At 46.5% G+C, this 20,862-nt stretch carries 17 protein-coding genes; 7 read left to right on the top strand and 10 right to left on the bottom strand.

Annotation, left to right across the window (positions count from 1 at the left end):
* Positions 1-140 precede the first annotated feature (140 nt).
* Positions 141-431 carry a co-chaperone GroES gene (locus ACNFVB_RS04230; protein ID WP_075102316.1) on the bottom strand — a complete coding sequence of 97 codons (291 nt, stop codon included), beginning with the start codon at positions 429-431 and terminating at the stop codon, positions 141-143.
* Between the two features lie 479 nt (positions 432-910).
* Between ACNFVB_RS04230 and ACNFVB_RS04225 the strand changes: the two genes are divergently transcribed.
* Positions 911-1,663 (top strand): DUF3108 domain-containing protein, encoded by a 753-nt coding sequence (locus ACNFVB_RS04225; protein ID WP_430738189.1) that lies wholly within the window; start codon positions 911-913, stop codon positions 1,661-1,663.
* A gap of 136 nt (positions 1,664-1,799) precedes the next feature.
* Here the strand turns inward: ACNFVB_RS04225 and ACNFVB_RS04220 are convergent, their stop codons facing one another.
* Complete coding sequence (locus ACNFVB_RS04220) at positions 1,800-2,288, bottom strand: hypothetical protein (protein ID WP_288998567.1); 489 nt, start codon at positions 2,286-2,288, stop codon at positions 1,800-1,802.
* A 92-nt stretch (positions 2,289-2,380) separates the two neighbouring features.
* Entirely contained in the window at positions 2,381-2,998 is a 618-nt protein-coding gene (gene wrbA / locus ACNFVB_RS04215; protein WP_430738188.1) for an NAD(P)H:quinone oxidoreductase, read from the bottom strand.
* Between the two features lie 288 nt (positions 2,999-3,286).
* On the opposite strand from wrbA, the gene ACNFVB_RS04210 reads away from it, so the two are divergent.
* The 4 genes from ACNFVB_RS04210 (at position 3,287) to ACNFVB_RS04195 (ending at position 11,244) form a co-directional block, all read left to right on the top strand.
* On the top strand, positions 3,287-4,858 hold the full coding sequence (locus tag ACNFVB_RS04210; RefSeq protein ID WP_289056773.1) for a YihY/virulence factor BrkB family protein: 1,572 nt from the start codon (positions 3,287-3,289) through the stop codon (positions 4,856-4,858).
* A gap of 167 nt (positions 4,859-5,025) precedes the next feature.
* Complete coding sequence (locus tag ACNFVB_RS04205) at positions 5,026-8,022, top strand: M66 family metalloprotease (protein ID WP_430738464.1); 2,997 nt, start codon at positions 5,026-5,028, stop codon at positions 8,020-8,022.
* A gap of 327 nt (positions 8,023-8,349) precedes the next feature.
* Entirely contained in the window at positions 8,350-9,921 is a 1,572-nt protein-coding gene (locus ACNFVB_RS04200) for a DUF2254 domain-containing protein (RefSeq protein ID WP_430738187.1), read from the top strand.
* 48 nt (positions 9,922-9,969) lie between these two features.
* Positions 9,970-11,244: a cation:proton antiporter gene (locus ACNFVB_RS04195; RefSeq protein WP_430738186.1), complete on the top strand. Its 1,275-nt coding sequence runs from the start codon at positions 9,970-9,972 to the stop codon at positions 11,242-11,244.
* A gap of 267 nt (positions 11,245-11,511) precedes the next feature.
* On the opposite strand, the gene ACNFVB_RS04190 is transcribed toward ACNFVB_RS04195, so the two are convergent.
* Genes ACNFVB_RS04190 through ACNFVB_RS04180 form a run of 3 tightly spaced genes read right to left on the bottom strand, consistent with a single transcriptional unit; the run spans position 11,512 to position 14,398 of the window.
* A complete protein-coding gene (locus ACNFVB_RS04190; protein WP_430738185.1) occupies positions 11,512-12,060 on the bottom strand; it encodes a DUF2127 domain-containing protein in 549 nt (182 codons plus the stop codon).
* On the bottom strand, positions 12,053-13,264 hold the full coding sequence (locus tag ACNFVB_RS04185) for a dihydroorotase (protein WP_413772318.1): 1,212 nt from the start codon (positions 13,262-13,264) through the stop codon (positions 12,053-12,055). Before ACNFVB_RS04185 ends, ACNFVB_RS04190 begins: the two co-directional genes overlap by 8 nt.
* 60 nt (positions 13,265-13,324) lie before the next feature.
* Positions 13,325-14,398 carry an aspartate carbamoyltransferase catalytic subunit gene (locus ACNFVB_RS04180; protein ID WP_201584887.1) on the bottom strand — a complete coding sequence of 358 codons (1,074 nt, stop codon included), beginning with the start codon at positions 14,396-14,398 and terminating at the stop codon, positions 13,325-13,327.
* A 394-nt stretch (positions 14,399-14,792) separates the two neighbouring features.
* Here ACNFVB_RS04180 and ACNFVB_RS04175 point away from each other — a divergent pair, with 394 nt between their 5' ends.
* Both ACNFVB_RS04175 and ACNFVB_RS04170 read left to right on the top strand, forming a co-directional pair.
* Positions 14,793-15,776, top strand: coding sequence for a class 1 fructose-bisphosphatase (locus ACNFVB_RS04175; RefSeq protein ID WP_430738184.1), 984 nt, complete (start codon positions 14,793-14,795; stop codon positions 15,774-15,776).
* A gap of 100 nt (positions 15,777-15,876) precedes the next feature.
* On the top strand, positions 15,877-16,671 hold the full coding sequence (locus ACNFVB_RS04170) for a TrmH family RNA methyltransferase (RefSeq protein WP_430738183.1): 795 nt from the start codon (positions 15,877-15,879) through the stop codon (positions 16,669-16,671).
* Between the two features lie 32 nt (positions 16,672-16,703).
* On the opposite strand, the gene ACNFVB_RS04165 is transcribed toward ACNFVB_RS04170, so the two are convergent.
* From ACNFVB_RS04165 to ACNFVB_RS04150, 4 genes are all read right to left on the bottom strand, one after another.
* The gene (locus ACNFVB_RS04165; RefSeq protein ID WP_430738182.1) at positions 16,704-17,516 is read right to left on the bottom strand and encodes a 2OG-Fe(II) oxygenase; all 813 of its coding nucleotides are present in this window, start codon (positions 17,514-17,516) and stop codon (positions 16,704-16,706) included.
* Positions 17,517-17,925: 409 nt separating this feature from the next.
* Entirely contained in the window at positions 17,926-18,858 is a 933-nt protein-coding gene (locus ACNFVB_RS04160; protein WP_430738181.1) for an electron transfer flavoprotein subunit alpha/FixB family protein, read from the bottom strand.
* Between the two features lie 155 nt (positions 18,859-19,013).
* On the bottom strand, positions 19,014-19,763 hold the full coding sequence (locus tag ACNFVB_RS04155) for an electron transfer flavoprotein subunit beta/FixA family protein (RefSeq protein WP_075102301.1): 750 nt from the start codon (positions 19,761-19,763) through the stop codon (positions 19,014-19,016).
* A gap of 474 nt (positions 19,764-20,237) precedes the next feature.
* Positions 20,238-20,801: a DUF421 domain-containing protein gene (locus ACNFVB_RS04150; RefSeq protein WP_430738180.1), complete on the bottom strand. Its 564-nt coding sequence runs from the start codon at positions 20,799-20,801 to the stop codon at positions 20,238-20,240.
* Between the last annotated feature and the right edge of the window lie 61 nt (positions 20,802-20,862).

Genomic DNA, 20,862 nt, shown 5'->3' with positions numbered 1-20,862 from the left:
ATTATAAGTATAAAAATACATTTAAATGAGTCGATAGTGTATTGACCAGCTTGACGTTTTAAATGAGCGTCATTAAATATAGGTCATTACAGACGCCTATGGTCAAAGATATGCTGAGTACTCAATCATACTCAAAAGGACTAGCCTTCTAGCACACCCAATACATCAGACTCTTTCATAATAAGTAGTTCTTCGCCGTCAACTTTCACGGTTTGACCAGCATATTGACCGAACAATACTTTGTCACCAGCTTTTACATCTAACGCGCGAATGTCGCCATTGTCACGAATCTGACCATTGCCTGTTGCCAACACTTCACCTTGTGATGGTTTTTCTTGTGCCGAACCAGGTAGCAAGATACCACCAGCAGTCTTTTGCTCTTCTTCTACGCGGCGAACGACGATACGGTCATGTAAAGGACGAATGTTCATCGATATGACTCCAAAAGTTGGTTATAACGTTAAAGGGTTTATTTGAATTAATAGTCTCAAAACCAGTATCTATAAGAAATGTGACCAAAAAGTGACATCTCATAGATAAGCTTTGAGCTTGTATCAAAAAGTGGGGGCAGGAGGCATTTGGTTCAAGTGTAAAAACCAAAAATTTACAAGAATTTTTTATCCTGTTCGTATATTAGCTATCAGGCAGCCTTATTGGGCAACTTTGTAGGCAGCGCTGTGCTTTACTGGTTTTACAGCAAGTTACGTACAGATAGGGCGACCGCGTGGCTAGCAACACTGACTACAAGAGGCAAACGTCACTTGGGAGTACCTGCCTTGAAAGTATAATAGAGTATGACCATCATAGTCTCTGAGATCATAATAATAGCAATAAGTTACCACTGCTCAATCAATGTTAAACAAACAGTGTTAAACAGACAGTGATAAATAGAATGTATTAAGGACTATCCATGAGCTTTATATCTAAATCTAACATTAACAACCCCGCCCGCAGCAAGTCGACAGTATTGTCCGCCTTCACCACAGGCGTGAGCATTGCTGCTATTGGAGCCTTGAGTATGACCGCACCCACCCTCGCTAGCGCCAAAACCGTCCAGCCCTCTAGTGCCAATTATAGCTTTACGGTAGAAGACAAATACAAAGGCACCGCCACCCGTACGCTAGGCAAATCGGGCAATACTTGGAAATATAATGTCAAAGCACGGGTGGCAGGTGTTGCCAATGCGTCGCAAAGCAGCACCTTTACCATCAAGGGTAACAACGTCATTCCGACGCAGGCCAGCACCACTTATAAACTACTGGGTCTTGGCCGTACGCACAAGCTAAGCTTTAACCCAAGCAGCAAAAAAGTCACCAGTACCTATAAAGGCAAAACCATGACCATGGATATGGCGCAGCAAGCCTTTGATGACTTAAGTCTTGAAGTGCAAATTCGTCAAGATTTACTAAACGGTAAGTTCTCTGGTAACTACTACATGGCCAAAAAAGACAAGGTAGAAAAAACACCATTTAAAAAATCGGGCAATACCATAATCACGGTGCCAGCCGGTACCTTTGATACTGTCCGTATTGACCGTATTCATGACGACAATGACCGCTCAACCAGTTTTTGGTTAGCGCCGAGCTTGGATTATTTGCCCATCAAAGTCAGTCAGATTAACGATGGTAAAAAGATGGATCTAGAGCTGACTAAGGTCAATTAATTTTCAGCTTATCGCTCACTTGACGCTGAGCGAGTCTTAAAAAAAAGCGGTACTCTACATGAGAGTGCCGCTTTTTTTATCCAATCTTTTTGTGATCTAAGATCTTTTATGCCAACAGCAGAGGTAAAAAACCAATCTAGCGAGCGCGCGGCTTCTTGACGACATTATTCATCGACGGCAAGCGTTTTAGTAAAATAAACAGCCAAACATTGATGGCAAACAACAATACAAAATCAAACAGATATACCGCTATTTCCGCCCAGCTGCTGCCATACGCGCGAGTAAACAGCACCACGCCACTTGCGCCCAAATATACTAGAGTAAACATACTACCGACCAATAACGCATAAGGCGAGCGCCCGCGCACGATCCATGGCGTCAGTATAAAAGCTGGCAAAAGCCATAGTGCTTGCCATGCGATACCGCCCACAATATCAGGGCGACTGGCATTAAACACATTGATCAAGATGGGCAACCCAAACAGTCTATACACCAACCAAATCAGCCACGTCATCATCAAGCGCTGACGCATGGGCGCAATAGGTTTTTGCGGGGTGGCCGCGCGCCCAGACTCTACAGTTGGCATATTGCTATGGGTGTCGCTATCAGAGCGGTTGGTAGCCATTATAGATACAGGTTTCCTCATTCACAGCAGCGGCAGTTGGGGGGCTACTGACAGTATAGTAAAAGATAAAGCTAGTAGAAAACAAAAGCCGTTTATCGTTGCCAATTGGCCTGCGCCAATGCGCGAGCACTAATCGCCAAACGCCGACCTTGAGCAATACCGAGCTCGCGCTCATCATCAGAGACTGGCTGGTCATGTAATGCACCGCTCACATGACTGGCACCATAAGGCGTCCCGCCGCGATGCGTCCGATTTAATGCAGGTTCAGCATACGGTACCCCAACGATGATCATACCGTGATGCATCAATGGCAACATCATCGTGAGCAATGTGGACTCTTGGCCACCATGCATCGAACCTGTCGCCGTAAATACCGAGGCAGGCTTGTTTTGTAGGTTTCCCGCCAGCCAGAGCGTGACCGTATTGTCCCAAAAGTACTTCATGGGCGCGGCCATATTGCCAAAGTGCGTGGGGCTACCGAGTGCAAGGCCGCTACAGTCTTTGAGATCGTCCATGGTGCAATACAGATCGCCCTCATCAGGAATCGCAGGTTTGCTGGCCGTGGTCTCAGGCGCGACGGTCGGCACTGTACGGATACGCGCTGTCATCCCAGCCTCTTCGATACCTTGAGCGATGGCGTAGGCTAATGTCTTTGTCGTGCCATAATTTGAATAATAAAACACCAAAACGTAAGGGTTGGCCTGACTCATTAACCGTCCTTCCTCATAAAACCATTGATAGTATTATCTATATATCATTATTTATCGATCAATAACGATATCGCCCGCGATAGGCGAGGCGATGATGTGCTCATTATGCCCCAGTCATTCACCGACATGCAAACCAGCTGACGACTATTTTACGACCACTTACTCCAGCCACGCCTACGTGATGCCTTATCAAAGAGCCGCTGTGCATTTTGACACAATTAAACGGCAGATGATAACGACGCATCTTTGTTACACTATTGTCTCTCTACTTCCTGCTAAATGGTCACTATGGAAAACTTAAGCAAAAGACTCCCATTTTTACATCAGCGCTGGTTCCAGTTTTTACGGTTTTTGACGCGGCACTTTTTTGAAGACAACTGCCAGCAAAAAGCCGCCTCCCTTACATATACCACCATGCTGTCGATCGTGCCTGTATTGACTGTTTTGCTCATGATATTGTCCTCTGTACCGGCACTGGCATCCGTCAGAGCGCAGATATACGAGGTCATTTATAGCAACTTATTGCCGCAATCGAGCATGCAAGTCAGTGAGTATATCAATGACTTCGCCGAAAAATCATCGAACCTTACCATCATCGGCGCCATGGTGCTATTTTTTACCACCATCATGACCTTGACCACCATTGAGCGTGCCTTTAATCAAATCTGGCGGGTGGAGAGCCGCTCAGGTGGTATAAAGAGTCTGCTGCGCTATTGGACGATTGTGACCTTGGGGCCTATGGTGCTAGGTACGGCGTTTATCGCTTCAAGCACGGTACAAAGCTTGAGTTTTTTAAATCGCCAAATAGCAGGCTACGGTATTGATTGGGGGTTTTGGGTACAAGTGGTGTCGGTTGGTATCACCATGGCCGGCTTTATAGGGATGTATTGGTTTATTCCCAAAGCCCGTGTGCCCGCAAAAAATGCAGCCATCGCTGGGGTCTTTGTGACGATTATCTTTGAGCTGATGAAGCATCTGTTTGGCACAGTGATGGCAAACTTTACCAGCTATGAGGCCATTTACGGAGCTTTTGCCGCCTTGCCTATCTTTTTGTTATGGATATACCTGTCTTGGAATTTGATTTTGTTAGGCGTTGAGATCAGCTATACCTTGACGATTTTTGAGACCGAAGAAGTCTACCCGCGCCATCCCCTACTTAGCTTGCTCGATATGTTAAACCTTGTGTATACCCATCATCTAAAAGGCGAAGCGGTCAGTGAGCAAGCCCTGCGCAATGTGTTGGGCCGCAAAGAGCTACCCAAATGGTACACCTATATCAACTACCTCCAAGACAGCAACCTCATCACCATGACCGAAGATGAGGACTATGTACTCAAAAAAGACTTGAGCAAGATGACATTATGGGATTTTTATCGCACCTTGCCTTATCCTTTGCCGATCAAAGACGAGCTTGATGAGATGAGGCTAGAAGACCAAAAACCTTGGCTCAGCTTACTGGTAGATCGTTTTGAGCATACGGAAGCCTATGCCAAGCAGCAGCTAGACTTGCCATTGAATGTAATCTTTACCAACGCCGAACCGCGCAAAAACCCTGATGATAAAGGCACGAATAAAAACACCCAACACCCTTTATTTAAAAAACCTGAATTTAGAAAAACATCGCAAGCCGCTCCTAAAAGCTTAGCTCGACAGTCAACTGATACAACAGCGACCCCGCACTTTGATCCAGCCGCTTATGACAAGGACAGTAAGGTTGAGTGTGATGCACATGATAATGAAATCATCATTCCTATAGACCCAAAAACACCGCCGTCTCCACAAACCAGCAGATGGGGACACAAAAGCACAATCATCACCGAAGCGGACAACCCTAGGCACGGCTCTAATAATAAAAATTAGTTTGCTAAACTATATAAAAGAAAGCTAATTGGAAATAAAAAAAACAAATGTAGTACAGTTTGTTAATATAGCTGTTATATTCTCAGCAACACATTTGTTGGGGTATTCTTTTGACACATAGCACAGCATTTCCATTAAAAACCATAAGTATCGGCATCATCTCTATAATGCTATCTGCATGCGGTGAAGGTAGTGATGATAATACACAGCCTGCACCATCTGATAAGCCGCCTGTAGTAGTTTCACCTGATACAAGCGAGCCATTAACACCGCTGGAGCCAAGTACGCCAATCAAACCTAGCGAACCATTAACGCCGCTGGAGCCAAGTACGCCAATCAAACCTAGCGAACCATTAACGCCGCTGGAGCCAAGCACGCCGATCAAACCTAGTGAGCCATTAATACCGCTGGAGCCGAGTACGCCGATCAAACCTAGTGAGCCATTAATACCGCTGGAACCAAGCACGCCGATCAAATACCCAGAACCACAAAAAGACCGTGCTGATTATTATCAATTAGGCTTCTTTGACTATGACGGTGCCGGTGAGACTCGAGAGATCCGTTCTGACTTGACTGGCTCTTTCCAAACTATGATTCAATTTGGGCAAAATCATACGGTAGACCCCCAAGGCAACGAAGCAAAAAACATGCCACGCCTAACTGCAGAAAAAGAGGCATTATTACTGGTTACGCCTACGCTTGAGATGGGAGCAGTCAATCAACTGGTTGCTGAGATTTATCAAGATGGTCTGTTATTACGCAGGGTCAATTTAGACGACCCGACCCAAATCCCACCGTCTGACCAAAACAACAGCGATGATAGACCACGGGTCGCCTATAGTAAGCGCGCTTGGTCAACCAAACTCAACTGGGATGAAGTACAAAGCGGCCTTAAGATTCGCATTGTCGATGAACAAAATCGTAGCGGCGAATTACTAGAGAATAAAATAGACTTTGCGGCGCCAGGTGAGCTGGTCTTAACCAATATCCGTCTTGGTCTTTTGAGCCCAGTGACTGTAAACAACAATGGTCATTATATGCTGCTACAGCCAGAAAAGGCGGGCGCAGATTATTTCCAGACCATTCCAGCAGCAAAGATGACTGTCGCTAAATACGATGACGTCGTGCTTGATCGGGTGATGGTAGCGAACGGTACTATTTATGATACGGCTTCAGGTAGCAGCTCAGATGGCAGCGTATACAGCGGTGATATGCGCGAAAACACAGGCAAATCAACCTTTGGCGTCGGTATTAACCTTGCCAACTGGGGCGTCACTAGCGCATCGATGGCAAGCCAAGAGCAGCCGCAGCTCACCCAAAATGTCAATGCACACCATGCCCGTGGCAAATACGCCAACGGTATATTCAACCACGGCTTAAGCGGTGGCAATGGTATGCTGACTTTGATTGACTCGGTCGGTAATGAGTTTAGTCATGAAATTGGCCATCATTATGGATTGGGGCATTATCCAGGTAAAGTTGGTGATAAAAAATTCTGGTCAGAGCACCATGCCGATAGTGGTTGGGGTTACATGCCCCTTAGAAATAGAATGCGGGGTAACTTTGAATGGTGGCGAAAAGATGTCGGTACCGGTACTGAAGACTCACCTACTTTCTTAGCTCAATACAGCTATGGTCGTGACGCCATGTCTGGTGGCTCTAATAACAGTGACATCTCGCGCTATACTCATTACACCGGCTATAGTACAAAAACCAAAATCCAGCCAGCATTTGATCGTTATATGTTTGCCAGTGACTCACCGACGGGCTATAAAAAATGGGATGCTGAGCGCCAAAGAATGCAGATCGCACAACCAAAAGTACCACGATCTAATAATGTTTGGTACAACAGCGCCGATGGCAACTATTTAAGACCGCGTTTGCAAGGCGTGCCTGTTTATACTATTTTAGGTGGTTATGACCCTGTCACCCAAAAGGGTATTATCTATCCGGCAGCGCGTGGTAACTGGGGTAACGTCTTTGATTTACCGGCGGCGAGTAGTTCAGCTGACGTCGCTAGCTGCTGGCTGACCGTTACTTACAGTAACAACATGGTCAATAACATTGCCCTTGCCCCTCATCGCATGAATGGCAATAGCAATGCCAATAAATTTCACGTCAATTTAGCGATTTCTGAAAACCCTAACAAAGTCGATTTGTATTGTAAAAAAGCCAACGAAGCACAGGTATTATTATCATCAACCGCTATTGGTCCATATAGCGACCCCATCAAACCAGCCGTTAGTTTTGGTAAAGAGCATGGCTTTAGCGCCTTAAGAAAAATCGAATTACCACTATTAGCGCAGCAACTTATCGATCAATCGGCCAACCCGACTATCAATTTGGGCGCCGAGGGTGAGCTGATATACCACTCTTATAAAGATGATCGTGATGCGCTCAGTCAAGCACTCAACCCGCTTGCCTTTCAGGTACTCGAGCGTTATGAGCAGCAACAAAAGACCATGCATCGCTTAAATCGTTGGGTCAATGTGTATCGTGATGATTTAATCGAGGGCGGGCCGGAGGTCATCACTGCCTTTCATAAGTTTGTCAACGAATTAGAACTGCAAGATGATCAGCCTCTAGCAAATGTCAGCCCACTCATGAATGGTAACAACTGTCTTAAGGTCGAGACATTAGAAGATGGTAAGCTCAATACTTTTATCAGCGGACCAAGTGCTTGCACAGGAGATGACTCTGAGCAATGGATTCAAGACAGCAAAGGTCGTATCCACAATAAAATGGCACTAGATCAGTGCCTAATGCCGCAAGGTGGCAATGTCATTAACCTAGCTCCTTGTGATGATCAAGCAAGCTCGCAAGTTTGGCAAATGGATGTATCCGCCAACGCCATCAAGCAAGGCAATCAATGCTTTGACTTAGAAAATGGCTATATGAGTAATAATCGCGCTCGACTCATTCGCTATAGCTGTACAGGTGGCGGCAACCAAAGATGGACGATTCTTACGCAAAACTCGAGTTTGATATTATCTAGCGCTGGCAAAAATCTACCGCTGATAATAGAGAGTATGCAAAAACAAGCAGTGACGACAGACACCATGCAAATGCAGTTGGCAAGCACCAATAGTAATCATCAGCAACCCTCTACACTAGCAAAAGTAAGCAGCGCGATAAGCACTTGGTTTTATAGTCTCATCAGCTAATTGAAAATACATAATAATGATAAAAATAAGCTCCTATGATAGGGGCTTATTTTTACTAAATTTTTCATCGTTATTATTTATATGATAAGGTAATAAATAGTCAAAAGATTACTCCAGCGTTACGCTTAAATTTATCACCATTTTATTTTGAACCGGCTATAGGGCGTAGACGCAGCAAGCAAGGACAATGAATCCCTGTAGGACGATACCTGTTTTAAAATAGATTCACTATAGACGATCTCGTCAGTCATTTTTGGAGCGCGAACATTGGATAAACACCCTGAAAATGGCTTTTTTAAACGACTACTCTTATTTTCAGGGCAGAGGATGAAGGCGTTTTCGCAGCTTTGGTCGTTACAGACATTGACTGACCTGCCCGATCGTTTAAGAAACTTGTGGCAGGAGTTGATCGGCTCTTATTGGTTTATTCCGACTGCTTGCGTCATCGCCGGCATCTTACTGGCGCCAGTATTGGTGACGATAGATCAGCACTTTGACCGCGAGACCGTTCGAGAGATTACCTTTGCTTTTACGGGTGATGACGATGCGGCGCGCGCCATCATGACCTCGATTGCTGGCGCTGTATTGGGCGTTGCTGGTACGACGTTCTCAATTACTATCGCCGTCCTTTCGATGGCCTCCTCCCAGTTTGGCCCACGGCTATTACGCAACTTTTTGACAGACACGCCAAACCAGTTTGTCTTAGGGGCGTTTATTGGTACCTTTAGCTATAGCTTGTTGGTACTCAAGTCGATTCATAAGTATGATGTGGCCTTTGGCGTACCGCAACTGGCGGTGACCTTTGGGATTATCATGGCGATCATCTGTGCGCTGTTATTGGTCTATTTTGTCCAGCATATGGTCCACGCTATTCAGGCCTCGCACGTCATTCAAAACGCCAGCAACGATGCCATTAATAATATTCACTACTGGTATGGTGATTATTGTGATATTCAGCAGCAGCGCGATGTCGAGCAGCACGATGTCGAGCAGTTTCACCAGTGGCAGGCAACGCCGATTTATCCGCCGCAATCCGGTTACCTGCAGCACATTTATTTGGAGTCTTTAATCACCCTGACTCAAGAGTATGGCGGCGTGGTGCATCTACAGAGTAAGCTCGGTGATTATTTCACTGACAAAAACGTCATTGGGCATTTTTATCAACGTCCGACAGACCATCCCAATAATCGGCAAAAAACCGCAACGCCGCAGCTGGCCGTGGTGCCACGTGCCCCTGATGGTATGTTTTGGCAGCGCTTTGCCGGTTGTATTAGTATCGAGCAGCGACTGGCACACTCCAATGATATTGCCTATAGTCTGGGGCAGATGACCGAGATTGCGGTGCGCGCCCTCTCACCTGGGATCAATGACCCAAAAACAGCCGTCAACTGCGTACAATCGCTCACCAGTTGCCTGAGCATTATGATGCGTCGTCAGCCGCCTAGCCCCTATCATTTTTATGTACCTGCCGAGCACCGTGACAAACCGCCGTATACCGCCATACCAAAACAAGTGGTGGCGCAGCAGCGCGTGGCTATCTTGGCCGTGGTGACTGATACGCCCAAAATATCAGAATTCATCAATACCTCACTTGGAGAGATTCGGCGCTATGCCGCAGCTGATGCCATGGTCCTAAAGGCGCTGTGTCAAGCGATGGTCAATCTCAACTATACCTGTATCAATCAAGCACAGCAGCAGACCTTGCTGCATGAGCTACAGCTAATTGAGCGCGCAGGAGAAGAAAACCTAAGCTACCAAGAGCTTATCGATGACCTAAGCGCGATGTGTCAGCAAGCCAAAGCCTTTATTATTGATAAAAACTCGCAGCACCAACACTTTTACTATGTCAGTGACTTTGCCGCCAGCATTCGCCAAAGTCTACAGGCGTACACTAAATAATTTGTACTGATTACTTTTACTACTTATCACTCATAAGAGACCCGTTTTATGGCATCTGCAACCAGCCTGACCATACTTGAAATCAGCGCTATCTTTTTATCGATTACTGCCCTGCTGACCTATGTCAATCATCGCTTTATCGGTCTGCCCACGACCATTGGAGTCATGGTCATCTCGATTGTCCTATCTATCGGTGCGATTTTTTTGGGGTTTTTGGGGTTCGACCAGCTCATTGACTATGAGGTGAGCTTACTAGAGCAGCTAGATTTTACCGAAGTGCTATTGGACGGTATGCTCTCGATGCTTTTATTTGCAGGGGCGCTGCATGTCAATATCAGTGACTTAAAACGCTATCGACTGCCCATTGGTATTCTCGCCTGCGTGGGTACCCTAGTCTCGGCCCTGCTAATCGCCACTGCGCTCTATCTTATGTTGCCCTTCTTTGGATTTGGCTTGCCGTTTCTTTGGTGTTTGTTGTTTGGCGCTTTAATCTCGCCGACCGACCCTATCGCGGTGATGGGCATCTTATCATCCGCTGGTGCCCCAAAAAGCTTAGAGACCGTCATCGCAGGCGAGTCGTTGTTTAATGATGGTATCGGCGTTGTTATTTTTGTCCTACTACTTGGTATTTTATCCAGCGGCGATATCCCAACAGCCAACTATGTGGCCCATACCTTGGCCGTTGAGGCAGGCGGCGGCATTGTGTTTGGTCTGGTGCTTGGGGCGATTTTGTACTATATGCTAAAGAGCATTGATAGTTATCAAGAAGAGGTGCTATTGACGCTGGCGGGGGTGATCGGCGGCTATGCGCTGGCCAGTCATTGGCATCTCTCAGGGCCACTGGCCATGGTCATGATGGGACTGATGGTCGGTAATCGCGGACGAGCACTGGCGATGAGTGACAAAACACGACACTATATCGATCTATTTTGGGAGCTGATCGATGAGATTCTCAATGCGATTTTATTTGTCTTAATTGGACTTGAGGTGGTGATGATTGCATATTCTGGCAATTTATTTATCGCTGCAGGTTTGACGATTGTTATTGCCTTGCTTGCCCGTTTTATCGTTGTCGGTATGACCACAAAGACCCTTCAGCGGCAGCTTGACTTGCCAACTGGAGCGTGGAAAGTACTGACATGGGGCGGACTGCGCGGCGGCATCTCGGTGGCACTGGTGCTGCAGCTACCAACAGGCGCAGAGCGTGACATTTTACTGGCGCTCACGTATGCGGTAGTCATCTTCTCTATCTTGGTACAAGGCTTGAGCGTTGGTAAGGTCGCAAAAAGCATTGCGCCTGATAAGCAGGCCTCCACGCTATAATTCGCTTAAAAGTCGTTTGTCCCTCTATTATCATCATAAAAAAAGACCAGCATAAGCATTTATTGCTATGATGGTCTACTGTACAGTCAATCCGATATAAAAACGATACCTTGAGAGGAAAAGTTGTTTTTCGTAGCCTCTGTCGGCGTAGGCACAGCACCCAAGAAAAACAACGTTTCATTGAGCGACTTGATAGCCATGTATCTATTTTACTTGGACTCGACTATGTTTGACGGTACTACTGAGTTGATGGGCTAAATAAAATCGTTATATCAACCCCTTTCGTTTCATATTGCGATAAACCACAAACACGATAACGATATTTGAGATCAGTATCGCAAGCTTAAACCAATCAAATGGGCGTGCTAGCAAATAGTAAATCTCGATAGGTATAAATATGCCGTAGCCCAGCACACCAAACCAATACGCCCATGTCTTATCTTGCCACAAGCCATACGCCTCCAAAAAACGCAAGCTGGCGTACGCAACGATCAGTAGCAAAAACATGGGCCAGTTTTTACTAGCCTGCTGGGCAATGCGCACCGCACTTTCGATCTGCGGCGCTAGCAGCTGACCGAAGCTTTGCTGCCAAGCGTCATTTGCATGGCTTAGCCAGTACTCAAGGCTTGCATGCCATGACCATAACGCCCCAGCGCCAAGAATAGCCCCCGTCCCTTTGACCACCTCATAGATGGCCACTGCTTTGATAGATTCACTGGCGGTGCTCGCCGACTTGTGTGATCGGTGGGGCGCATGAGAAGAGCCATCCTCGATAGATGGCGGCAAACGATCATCTGATCGAGGCAGATTAGCCAAAGAAAGTCTCCACGACGCGGCCTTGCAACTGCTGGTTAAAGAATGGCGTGTTTTTACCGTTTGAGAGCATAGACTCCTTGGTGACTTGCCATTTTAGTGTAGGATCGACCAATACCGCGCCACCGATGTGCTCATATTGCTCACTGATGCCTGCGATTTTAGCAGGATTGAGACAGATTTTATCTACCAGTTGCTCAAGCGTTAAGACCTCGTCGTGTACCAACTGACAAGCCAGCGCCATAAAGGTATCAAAGTTTGAGATACCAGGGGTGCTTTCAGCAAACGGGGCTTTTTTGGCGGTGCTATTGAGTGGCTCATGGTGGCTACAGATGGCATCGATGGTTCCGTCTTTTAGGCCACGGCGGATGGCTTGCTGATCGGTATTACTACGCAGCGGCGGCAGCACATACGCTTGGGCGTTAAAACCTTCCAAATTATCATCGGTCAAATAAAGCTGATGCATGGCCACATCACACGTGACAGGCAAGCCCTTATCTTTTGCCCAGCGCATCAGCTCAATCGAAGACTTGCAAGACAGCTGGCTGAAGTGGGCGGCGATGCCTGTTTCTTCCACCATCAGCAGCTGCGTAGACAAAGCCACTGTCTCAGCGATCCACGGGATACCTTGTAAGCCATGATAAGATGCAATATAACCCTCATGCGCCACCCCTTCTCCCGCCAGACTTGGCTCATTGGGATAAAAGAATACCTTCATACCAAACGTGGCCGCGTACTCAAGCGTACGTAGCAGCACCAGATCATTGCTAAAAGGTCTGCGCGCATTAGAAACCGCGATGCAGCCGCCTTTTTTTAGGCCAGCGATGTTAGAGGGGCGCTCACCTTCTAGACCTGCCGTCAATGCGCCTAAAATATGCAAATGAATGCCGCCATCGCTCAGCGCACGCTCGCGTAGGCCTTTTAATAATGAGCCGTTTTCTAAAATGGGGGTCGTGTCAGGCGGAATGACCACATGCAAAAACCCATTGCCACGCGCCGCTGACCCTTCTGACTGTAAGGTGCCATGCTGCTGCTGACCTGGCTCGCGCAAACGCGCGCACAAATCAACCAATGGTGGGAGCAGCCACATCTCGCGCCCCGCCTCTAAACTTGCGAGCTTATCATAGACAGTGCTTGGTAATGATTGTTTGATGGCGGCCGGCAGGTGGTCAAATATCGGCGCATCTGTATTGAGTGTAGTAGACATGAGCGTTATTACCGTATCGATAAAATGAAAATAAAAAAGAGTAAAATAGTCGTTTGGGCTTTATAGGCGAGACGCCTGATGGGCACGCTGACCTTCCATGGCCAATGCCAACACCGCCATACGAATCGCAATACCATTATTCACCTGCTTTAAGATGACCGACTGAGCGCCATCAGCCACGCTTGAGGCAATCTCTACCCCGCGGTTCATCGGCCCTGGGTGCATGACGAGGGCATCAGGCTTGGCCAATGCCACCCGCTCTGGGGTGATGCCATAATGTTTGTAATACTCGCTAGATGACGCCAGTAGCGGCGAGCCAATACGCTCATTTTGAATTCTCAAGCCCATGATGACATCACAATCGCTGACGCACGCATTCATGTCTTCATAGACCTTGACACCATACCGTTCAATACCTTTTGGCAGTAAGGTACGCGGTGCGCAGACACGAATGTCTTTTACGCCTAAGGTCTGCAGCGCACTGATGTCCGAGCGAGCTACCCGAGAGTGTTTGATATCACCAATAATGGCTACTGATAGCGCCTCAAACGGCCGCGGTGCTTCGCGGTGAATCGTCAGCATATCGAGCATACCTTGAGTCGGATGCGCATGCCAGCCATCCCCACCATTGATGATGGCAATATCAGGCGTCACCTCTGTCGCCATAAAGTGCGCTGCACCCGAGGCCGAATGACGCACCACAAAGATATCTGCCGTCATGGCTTGTAGATTCCACAAGGTATCGCGTAGGCTCTCGCCTTTTTTGGTACTAGAGCGTTCGATATCGATATTGAGCACATTGGCACCAAGACGTTTTTCGGCCACTTCAAAGGTCGTACGGGTACGCGTCGATGGTTCAAAAAATAAGTTCATCACCGTATAGCCGTCAAGCTCAGGACGGTTAATCAGTTGCCCATTTTCATCAAAAAAAGTCTCTGCTTTGGCGATGATTGCTTGCAGCTGAGCCTTATTGAGTCCTTCTACGCCCAAAAAGTGACGAATACGATTGTCTGCATTGAGCTGCGGACGACTCAATGAGCTATTGAGCCTTTGATGAATGGTATTGGGGTCAAACTTAGCATAATCAGTGGGTGAGACCGACTGCGTTAAGGGACTATCGATAGAGTTTGGCATAAGGACACGTCTTTATTGTGAGTTGATATGAGGCTATATGAAGGACTGTATAAGATACGACCATAATACACAGCCCGTCAGTCTTTATTGGTTTTTATTCGATCATTTGGTGCTGGCATGGGCAGACACGGGGACTTTTTAGCGCTTATTTGCTACAATTTACCCTAATGACACAAGCGTCTTATCGGTGAGATATCTTGTCGCCTTCAGGACGCCGCCGAGTCAAACCATAAATCATTAACAATGCACATAGTGTAGCTGATTTTGTGGTCAGGACAAAGACGCGCTATCAGCTATTTCAAAATTTGCTTAGCCGTTGAGCGATGGCCACGACATCTTTTTATCATGATCCGTTTTTTGTTTTATCTCTTTATATAACTTATCAGGAAGCCTTATGAGCACCTTAGCAAATTATCTAGACGCGCATGCTAAAGACCCTGCGCTTAGCGACGTAATCACCACCGTGACGGAGGTGGGCAAGACCATCTCTGGGCTGCTCAAAAAAGGCGCGCTCGCCGATATCTTGGGCGAAGCGGGCAATCAAAACGTCCAAGGCGAAGAACAAAAAAAGCTAGACGTGCTGGCCAATGACTTACTGCTGGACGCCTTAGCAAAAAACACTCACTGCGCAGGCGTCGCCTCAGAAGAGTTAGATGATGCCACCCCTGCCAATGCAGATGGCAGCCTATTGGTGTTGTTTGACCCGCTCGACGGCTCATCAAACATCGACATCAATATGGCGGTTGGCACCATTTTTTCTATCTTACCGTATGAGCGTCAAGGGCAGAAAAGCGAAAACAGTGACTTTTTGCAAGCGGGCAATCAGCAGCTAGCAGCCGGTTACTTGCTATATGGCACCTCTACGGTGCTGGCACTGACCATCGCTGATAATGTGGTTATGTTTAGCTTAGACCCAGACAGTGGCGACTATATTCTTATCAATGACCATGTGCAAATCGCCGCCGATACCAGCGAATATGCTATTAATGCTTCCAATTATCGCTACTGGCTGGCGCCGATGCAGCAATATATCGATGAGCTTATTGCGGGCAAGACGGGCGTTCGCGGCCGTGATTTTAATACGCGCTGGGTCGCTGCAATGGTCGGCGATGTTCATCGCATTTTATGCCGCGGTGGTCTCTTTACTTATCCGTTCGACACCAAATACCCTAACAAGGCAGGTAAGCTGCGTTTGATGTATGAAGCCAATCCGATGAGTTTGCTGATTGAGCGGGCAGGCGGCGCGGCGACAGATGCCATCAACCGTATTTTGGATATCGAGCCGACTGACATTCACCAGCGTGTGCCGGTGGTATTAGGCAGCAAAAACGAAGTCAACTATGTCAAAGACTTGCACGTACAGCACGCTCGCTCATAAGCTTGACCCATCGGTTTATCGCAATCAGGATAACGCTTGTTTTGTTTAATCGCACCTTATCCTCATTGCTCCACTTATATTTTTCTCTAAGCGATCTATTATGGTAGCAAATCCCACCGAGCTGATTACCTCAGATAAGAATAATACCGTCAAGCTGGTCAAAGGTTTGTTGACGCAAGCCCGCCAGCGCAAAAAACACAGCCAGACCGTACTCGAAGGCGTACATCTGATTGATGCTGCATTGCGTAGTGATTATCCGTTTGCCCAAATCCTGCTGGCTGAATCAGCGCATACGCATCCTGAGGTTGGGCAACTATTGACGCGCCTACCAAGTCATACGTCGATCATAACGCTATCAGACTCGCTGTACGAGAGTATTCGTAGTCTCGGTACGGGTATCGACATCATGGCACTGATTACCATACCCACGCCCAGCTTACCGATGCTTGCAGAGGATTGTTTGATCCTCAATGACGTACAAGACAGTGGCAATGTGGGCACCTTGCTACGCACAGCGGCGGCGGTTGGTATCCCTCATGTTTTATGCACCAGCGCGACGGCGCAGGCTTGGTCGCCTAAGACCTTGCGAGCAGGTATGGGCGCACAGTTTGCCCTACATATCTATGAAGGCTTGAGTATTCAAGACATTTTAGATCATGTGCAAGCGCCGTTATTTGCCACCAGCTCCCACACTGATACGCTTATTTATCAGCACGATTTGACCCAGCCTATCGCTTGGATTATGGGTCATGAGGGTCAAGGGGTGTGTGCTGAGCTGATGCAATGCGCCACGCCCATTGCCCTACCACAGCCCAATGGTCAAGAGAGCTTAAATGTGGCTATCGCAGGGTCGCTGTGTCTATACGAGACGTTACGGCAAAGACAGTATAGCTAAACCTCCTTAAACTTCACGCTAGAAACTTCACACTAGCTGACGTAAGGGTTTGCTCGTAGCCATTTAGTGGCTAAAAACTTCGTGCCTTTATTTACTGGCATGCCTGCGTGTAAGCTTAAAGGTTCGATACTGCCATCAAACTTGGTGTTAGCAAAATATAATGCCATACCCTTTTTGGGTCTGACTTCTAGATTTATCTTTGGAAAGTTAGTACCGCCGCCCGCCTCGACATCCGATAGATACATCAGCAAAGTACCGACGCGTTGACCACCTTTACCGATGTTTTTTTGATAATTTGCGTTTTTAGGATCAAAAAAATCATAATGTGGGCGATATTCTTGGCCCTTACCATATTTTAAAACCTGTAACCCTTCTCCATGAGCCACTGGCCAATGTAATAGGGCTGCTATCCTATTTTCTATTGTCGTTATCAAAGGCGTAGCACCGCGCTGGAAGCCGTGGCTTTTACTGGTTCTAGCATCGTGCTCTGCAAAAGTACCATCGACAGGGCTCACAACTCGAGAGTCTCGCATATTCCCTTCAGCACTGCTTATCAGTTGATCACACTCTTTATGACTTAAGAAGCCTTCGATGACGGCGACAAAGGGAGGGTAAAAAGTCGATGCCAGTCTCACCGTCTTATCCGGCAGCACTATCGAGTTATGGCTCATATCCATATAAGGAATATTGATCGTACCTGATTGCTGCGACATTAGCTCATAGGCTGCGCTATAAAAACCTCTCTCAAAAAGCGTATTAATGATTTTATGATAAGCGACGCCGCGATTTATATTGTTTGCGATCCACTGCTGCCAAGTCGGTTCTAACTGTAAAATTGCATTCATACTGATTCTCTACCTTCTCGTCCGTGACAATTATCTTAATAGCATTGTAGAGTCATATAGTAGACTAAACATAGCCTCTATCCAATAACCCCACCCTAACTAACACTACTTCAAACTACTACAGTCAGTTCGAAATAAAAGTGTTATAAATTTAGAGACGCTACTGGTATAAATTTTACTTGCGTGCTGCGCTCCCAGAGGCTGCGCAAAATTTATCCCAGCAGCGCTATACCATTTTTAGAGCGAATCGACTATATAAAGCGGATTTTTATAAATTATAAGGTCGACTCAATATATAATCTTAGTCTAATAATCAGTCCAATAATCAGCTCAATAAAAAGCCCCGCTATATAATAGCAGGGCTTATATAATACAAATTAAGTTTCTCATTAGTCAAAAGCGTTAATCTTTATACTTTGCTAGTCAATTCAGGTAAAGCTTCAAACAAATCTGCTTCTAAGAAATAATCAGCAACGCTAGCGATTGGCGCTTCTGGGTCATTGTTGATCGCCACGATGACTTTAGAGTCTTTCATACCGGCCAAATGCTGAATTGCACCTGAGATACCAGCTGCGATATATAGCTGCGGCGCAACGATCTTACCGGTTTGACCGACCTGCATATCGTTTGGTACATAGCCTGCATCCACAGCGGCACGTGATGCGCCAACCGCAGCGCCTAGCTTGTCAGCTAATGGCTCGATGTATTTGGTGAAGTTCTCACCGTTTGCCAATGCACGGCCACCAGAGACAACGATACTCGCTGACGTCAGCTCAGGACGGTCAGATTGCGCCATCTCTTCATTGACAAAGCTTGCTTTGCCCGTCTCTTGCACACTGTCAATAGTCTCGACCGTCGCCGAGCCGCCTTCAGCAGCTACTGGATCGAACGCTGTGGTACGAACCGTAACGACCACTTTATCTTCTGATGTCTTCACGGTAGCGGTCGCATTACCAGCATAGATAGGACGCTCAAAGGTTTGCGCATCTACGACTGCTGAGACTTCAGAGAGCATGCTCACATCTAGCAATGCGGCCACACGTGGCATAAAGTTTTTGCCAGTGGTGGTCGCTGCAGCAACGATATGGCTATAATCGCCGGCCACATCAGCAACCAATAGAGCCACATTACCCGCTAATTGGTGCTCATATGCTGCGTTGTCTGCCAATAATACTTTGGTCACGCCTTCAGCTTTTGCTGCTTCATCAGCGACTGCTTGCGCGCCGCTACCTGCGACCAATACATGAACGTCATCGCCCATTTGTTTTGCTGCTGCGATGGTGTTCAAAGTTGCCTTTTTTAGACTGGCATTGTCATGTTCTGCATATACCAAAATTGCCATTGTTTTAATCCTTTATTTGTTCGTATCATCGATTCATGAAGGGGTTTGTGTACAACGTGGTCTATATGGCTTTATGACTTGTCTTTATAGACGCAGCTTTATAGACGTAGCCTTGTACACAATGTGCCGCCGCGAAGTATCCAATCATTGAGACATTAGATTACTTTTGCTTCATTTTTTAGCTTATCGACCAACTCATCAACAGAGCCCACTGTGATACCAGCTTTGCGTTCAGCAGGTGGTACGACTTTGATAATCTCTTGCTTAGATGCCATATCTACACCAAAATCAGCTGGCGTTTTTTCATCAAGCGGTTTTTTCTTCGCTTTCATGATGTTTGGCAATTTGGCATAACGTGGCTCATTCAAACGCAAGTCAGTGGTGATGACTGCTGGCAAATCAAGCGCAACCGTCTGCAAGCCGCCATCGATTTCGCGAGTGACGTTTACTTTATCGCCTTCGACTTTTACTTCTGATGCAAAGGTACCCTGACCGATACCCATCAATGCCGCCAGCATCTGACCTGTTTGGTTGTTGTCATCATCGATCGCTTGTTTACCCAAAAGAATGATGTCGGTGCTTTCGCTTTCGGCGATATTTTTTAGGATTTTAGCGACTTGTAGAGGGTATGGCTTGTCGTCAGTCAATACTAAAACACCACGATCTGCACCCAGTGCCAAGGCCGCACGAATCTGCTCTTGTGACTCTTTAGGACCAATAGAGGCAACAATAATCTCGTCAATGACGCCAGCTTCTTTTAGACGAACTGCTTCTTCTACTGCAATCTCGTCAAAAGGGTTGATTGACATCTTAGTGTTTGATAAATCAACGCCAGAGTTATCAGCTTTTACACGAACTTTTACGTTGTAATCAATGACACGCTTGACCGCTACTAATGCTTTCATACGTTCCTCGTTTATTAATGTTATGAATTAAAAAATTGCCAATTAAGAACCAAAGGTTCATGGTTATTCAAACTGTCGTTCAAAATACTACTCAAGGTTTATACTGCGTCAATAGATAGTAGTTAATTAAGAGAGATGAAACAATACCAAAACGCATATTTGTCGCATATTTCTTATTAATAAAATCCACTAAGGCTAAGCCCGCCGCTATTATCAGACCTACGTATCTTGCGTGAGCACAGGCCCAAGGTCAAGACAACGCCGTGAATAATGCGTCATAAATTTGTCACCATTCTATAATAAATAGTTTATAAACGCACAATTCCCCCCTGATGTCCTATTCCTTTTTTTGACCTCAAGCTTTATTCTCCACTCCGTTATAGCATTACTAGCATACAGCTTGCTTAAGGCTTTGTTATGACTTCTTACCCTACCAGTGTTTGGCGCGCCATTGCTCATCAAAGCAGCCTGAGATTAGCTTGACTCATGGTGGCTCGGTCTCATCAACAGCTCGCTGTCACGTATGTCATCAAACAACGCCCAGTCAGGCGGGACATCATTGTTTTTGATGACGCTCATGTCTCCTGTCGTCTCCATAATCACCGCAAACACTTCTGTCTTGGACTTTACGCCATTTTTGCGCAGCACTTCTTGTACATCACTGGTGCTTAAATTTGCCTCGGCCAAATTGTCTGCAAAATACTCGCCGTGAGCCATCAATATAATAGCTTTATTGTCAATCAACGATTTGAGTGGTTTGACCTTGCGCCTGATCATAGAAATCAGCCCTTGCATGACGAATAACACCGCCACAGCAAATAGACCCTGCATCAGTGATGGCGAGTCAGACAACACCGTAGAGGCTAAAATACTACCGATAGCAACCGTCATGGCAAAGTCGTGACTAGATAGTTTTGAAAAACTGCGCAGCCCCATCAAGCGAGTAAAGAGCATCAAGCCCACATAAAACCCCACAGCAGACAAAGATATACCCACCAGCTGCTGCCAATCGATCGAAAACCATGTCTGCCACTTCATAAATCAACCTTATATCGCTATTCTCAATCAATCCTATATCTTAAATAACCGAAAAACAAAC

It is taken from the genome of Psychrobacter sp. VH5 (genome assembly GCF_050572635.1).
Taxonomy (GTDB): Bacteria; Pseudomonadota; Gammaproteobacteria; order Pseudomonadales; family Moraxellaceae; genus Psychrobacter; species Psychrobacter celer.
The sequence above is the reverse complement of the archived record's forward strand: the minus strand, read 5'-3'. Positions and strand labels throughout refer to the sequence as shown.

Bases quoted from the DNA above. Each gene is read 5' to 3' on its own strand.
- ACNFVB_RS04230 (WP_075102316.1), bottom strand. From the start codon at position 431: ATGAACATTCGTCCTTTACATGACCGTATCGTCGTTCGCCGCGTAGAA.
- ACNFVB_RS04225 (WP_430738189.1), top strand. From the start codon at position 911: ATGAGCTTTATATCTAAATCTAACATTAACAACCCCGCCCGCAGCAAG.
- ACNFVB_RS04220 (WP_288998567.1), bottom strand. From the start codon at position 2,288: ATGGCTACCAACCGCTCTGATAGCGACACCCATAGCAATATGCCAACT.
- wrbA (WP_430738188.1), bottom strand. From the start codon at position 2,998: ATGAGTCAGGCCAACCCTTACGTTTTGGTGTTTTATTATTCAAATTAT.
- ACNFVB_RS04210 (WP_289056773.1), top strand. From the start codon at position 3,287: ATGGAAAACTTAAGCAAAAGACTCCCATTTTTACATCAGCGCTGGTTC.
- ACNFVB_RS04205 (WP_430738464.1), top strand. From the start codon at position 5,026: ATGCTATCTGCATGCGGTGAAGGTAGTGATGATAATACACAGCCTGCA.
- ACNFVB_RS04200 (WP_430738187.1), top strand. From the start codon at position 8,350: ATGAAGGCGTTTTCGCAGCTTTGGTCGTTACAGACATTGACTGACCTG.
- ACNFVB_RS04195 (WP_430738186.1), top strand. From the start codon at position 9,970: ATGGCATCTGCAACCAGCCTGACCATACTTGAAATCAGCGCTATCTTT.
- ACNFVB_RS04185 (WP_413772318.1), bottom strand. From the start codon at position 13,264: ATGTCTACTACACTCAATACAGATGCGCCGATATTTGACCACCTGCCG.
- ACNFVB_RS04180 (WP_201584887.1), bottom strand. From the start codon at position 14,398: ATGCCAAACTCTATCGATAGTCCCTTAACGCAGTCGGTCTCACCCACT.
- ACNFVB_RS04175 (WP_430738184.1), top strand. From the start codon at position 14,793: ATGAGCACCTTAGCAAATTATCTAGACGCGCATGCTAAAGACCCTGCG.
- ACNFVB_RS04170 (WP_430738183.1), top strand. From the start codon at position 15,877: ATGGTAGCAAATCCCACCGAGCTGATTACCTCAGATAAGAATAATACC.
- ACNFVB_RS04165 (WP_430738182.1), bottom strand. From the start codon at position 17,516: ATGAATGCAATTTTACAGTTAGAACCGACTTGGCAGCAGTGGATCGCA.
- ACNFVB_RS04160 (WP_430738181.1), bottom strand. From the start codon at position 18,858: ATGGCAATTTTGGTATATGCAGAACATGACAATGCCAGTCTAAAAAAG.
- ACNFVB_RS04155 (WP_075102301.1), bottom strand. From the start codon at position 19,763: ATGAAAGCATTAGTAGCGGTCAAGCGTGTCATTGATTACAACGTAAAA.
- ACNFVB_RS04150 (WP_430738180.1), bottom strand. From the start codon at position 20,801: ATGAAGTGGCAGACATGGTTTTCGATCGATTGGCAGCAGCTGGTGGGT.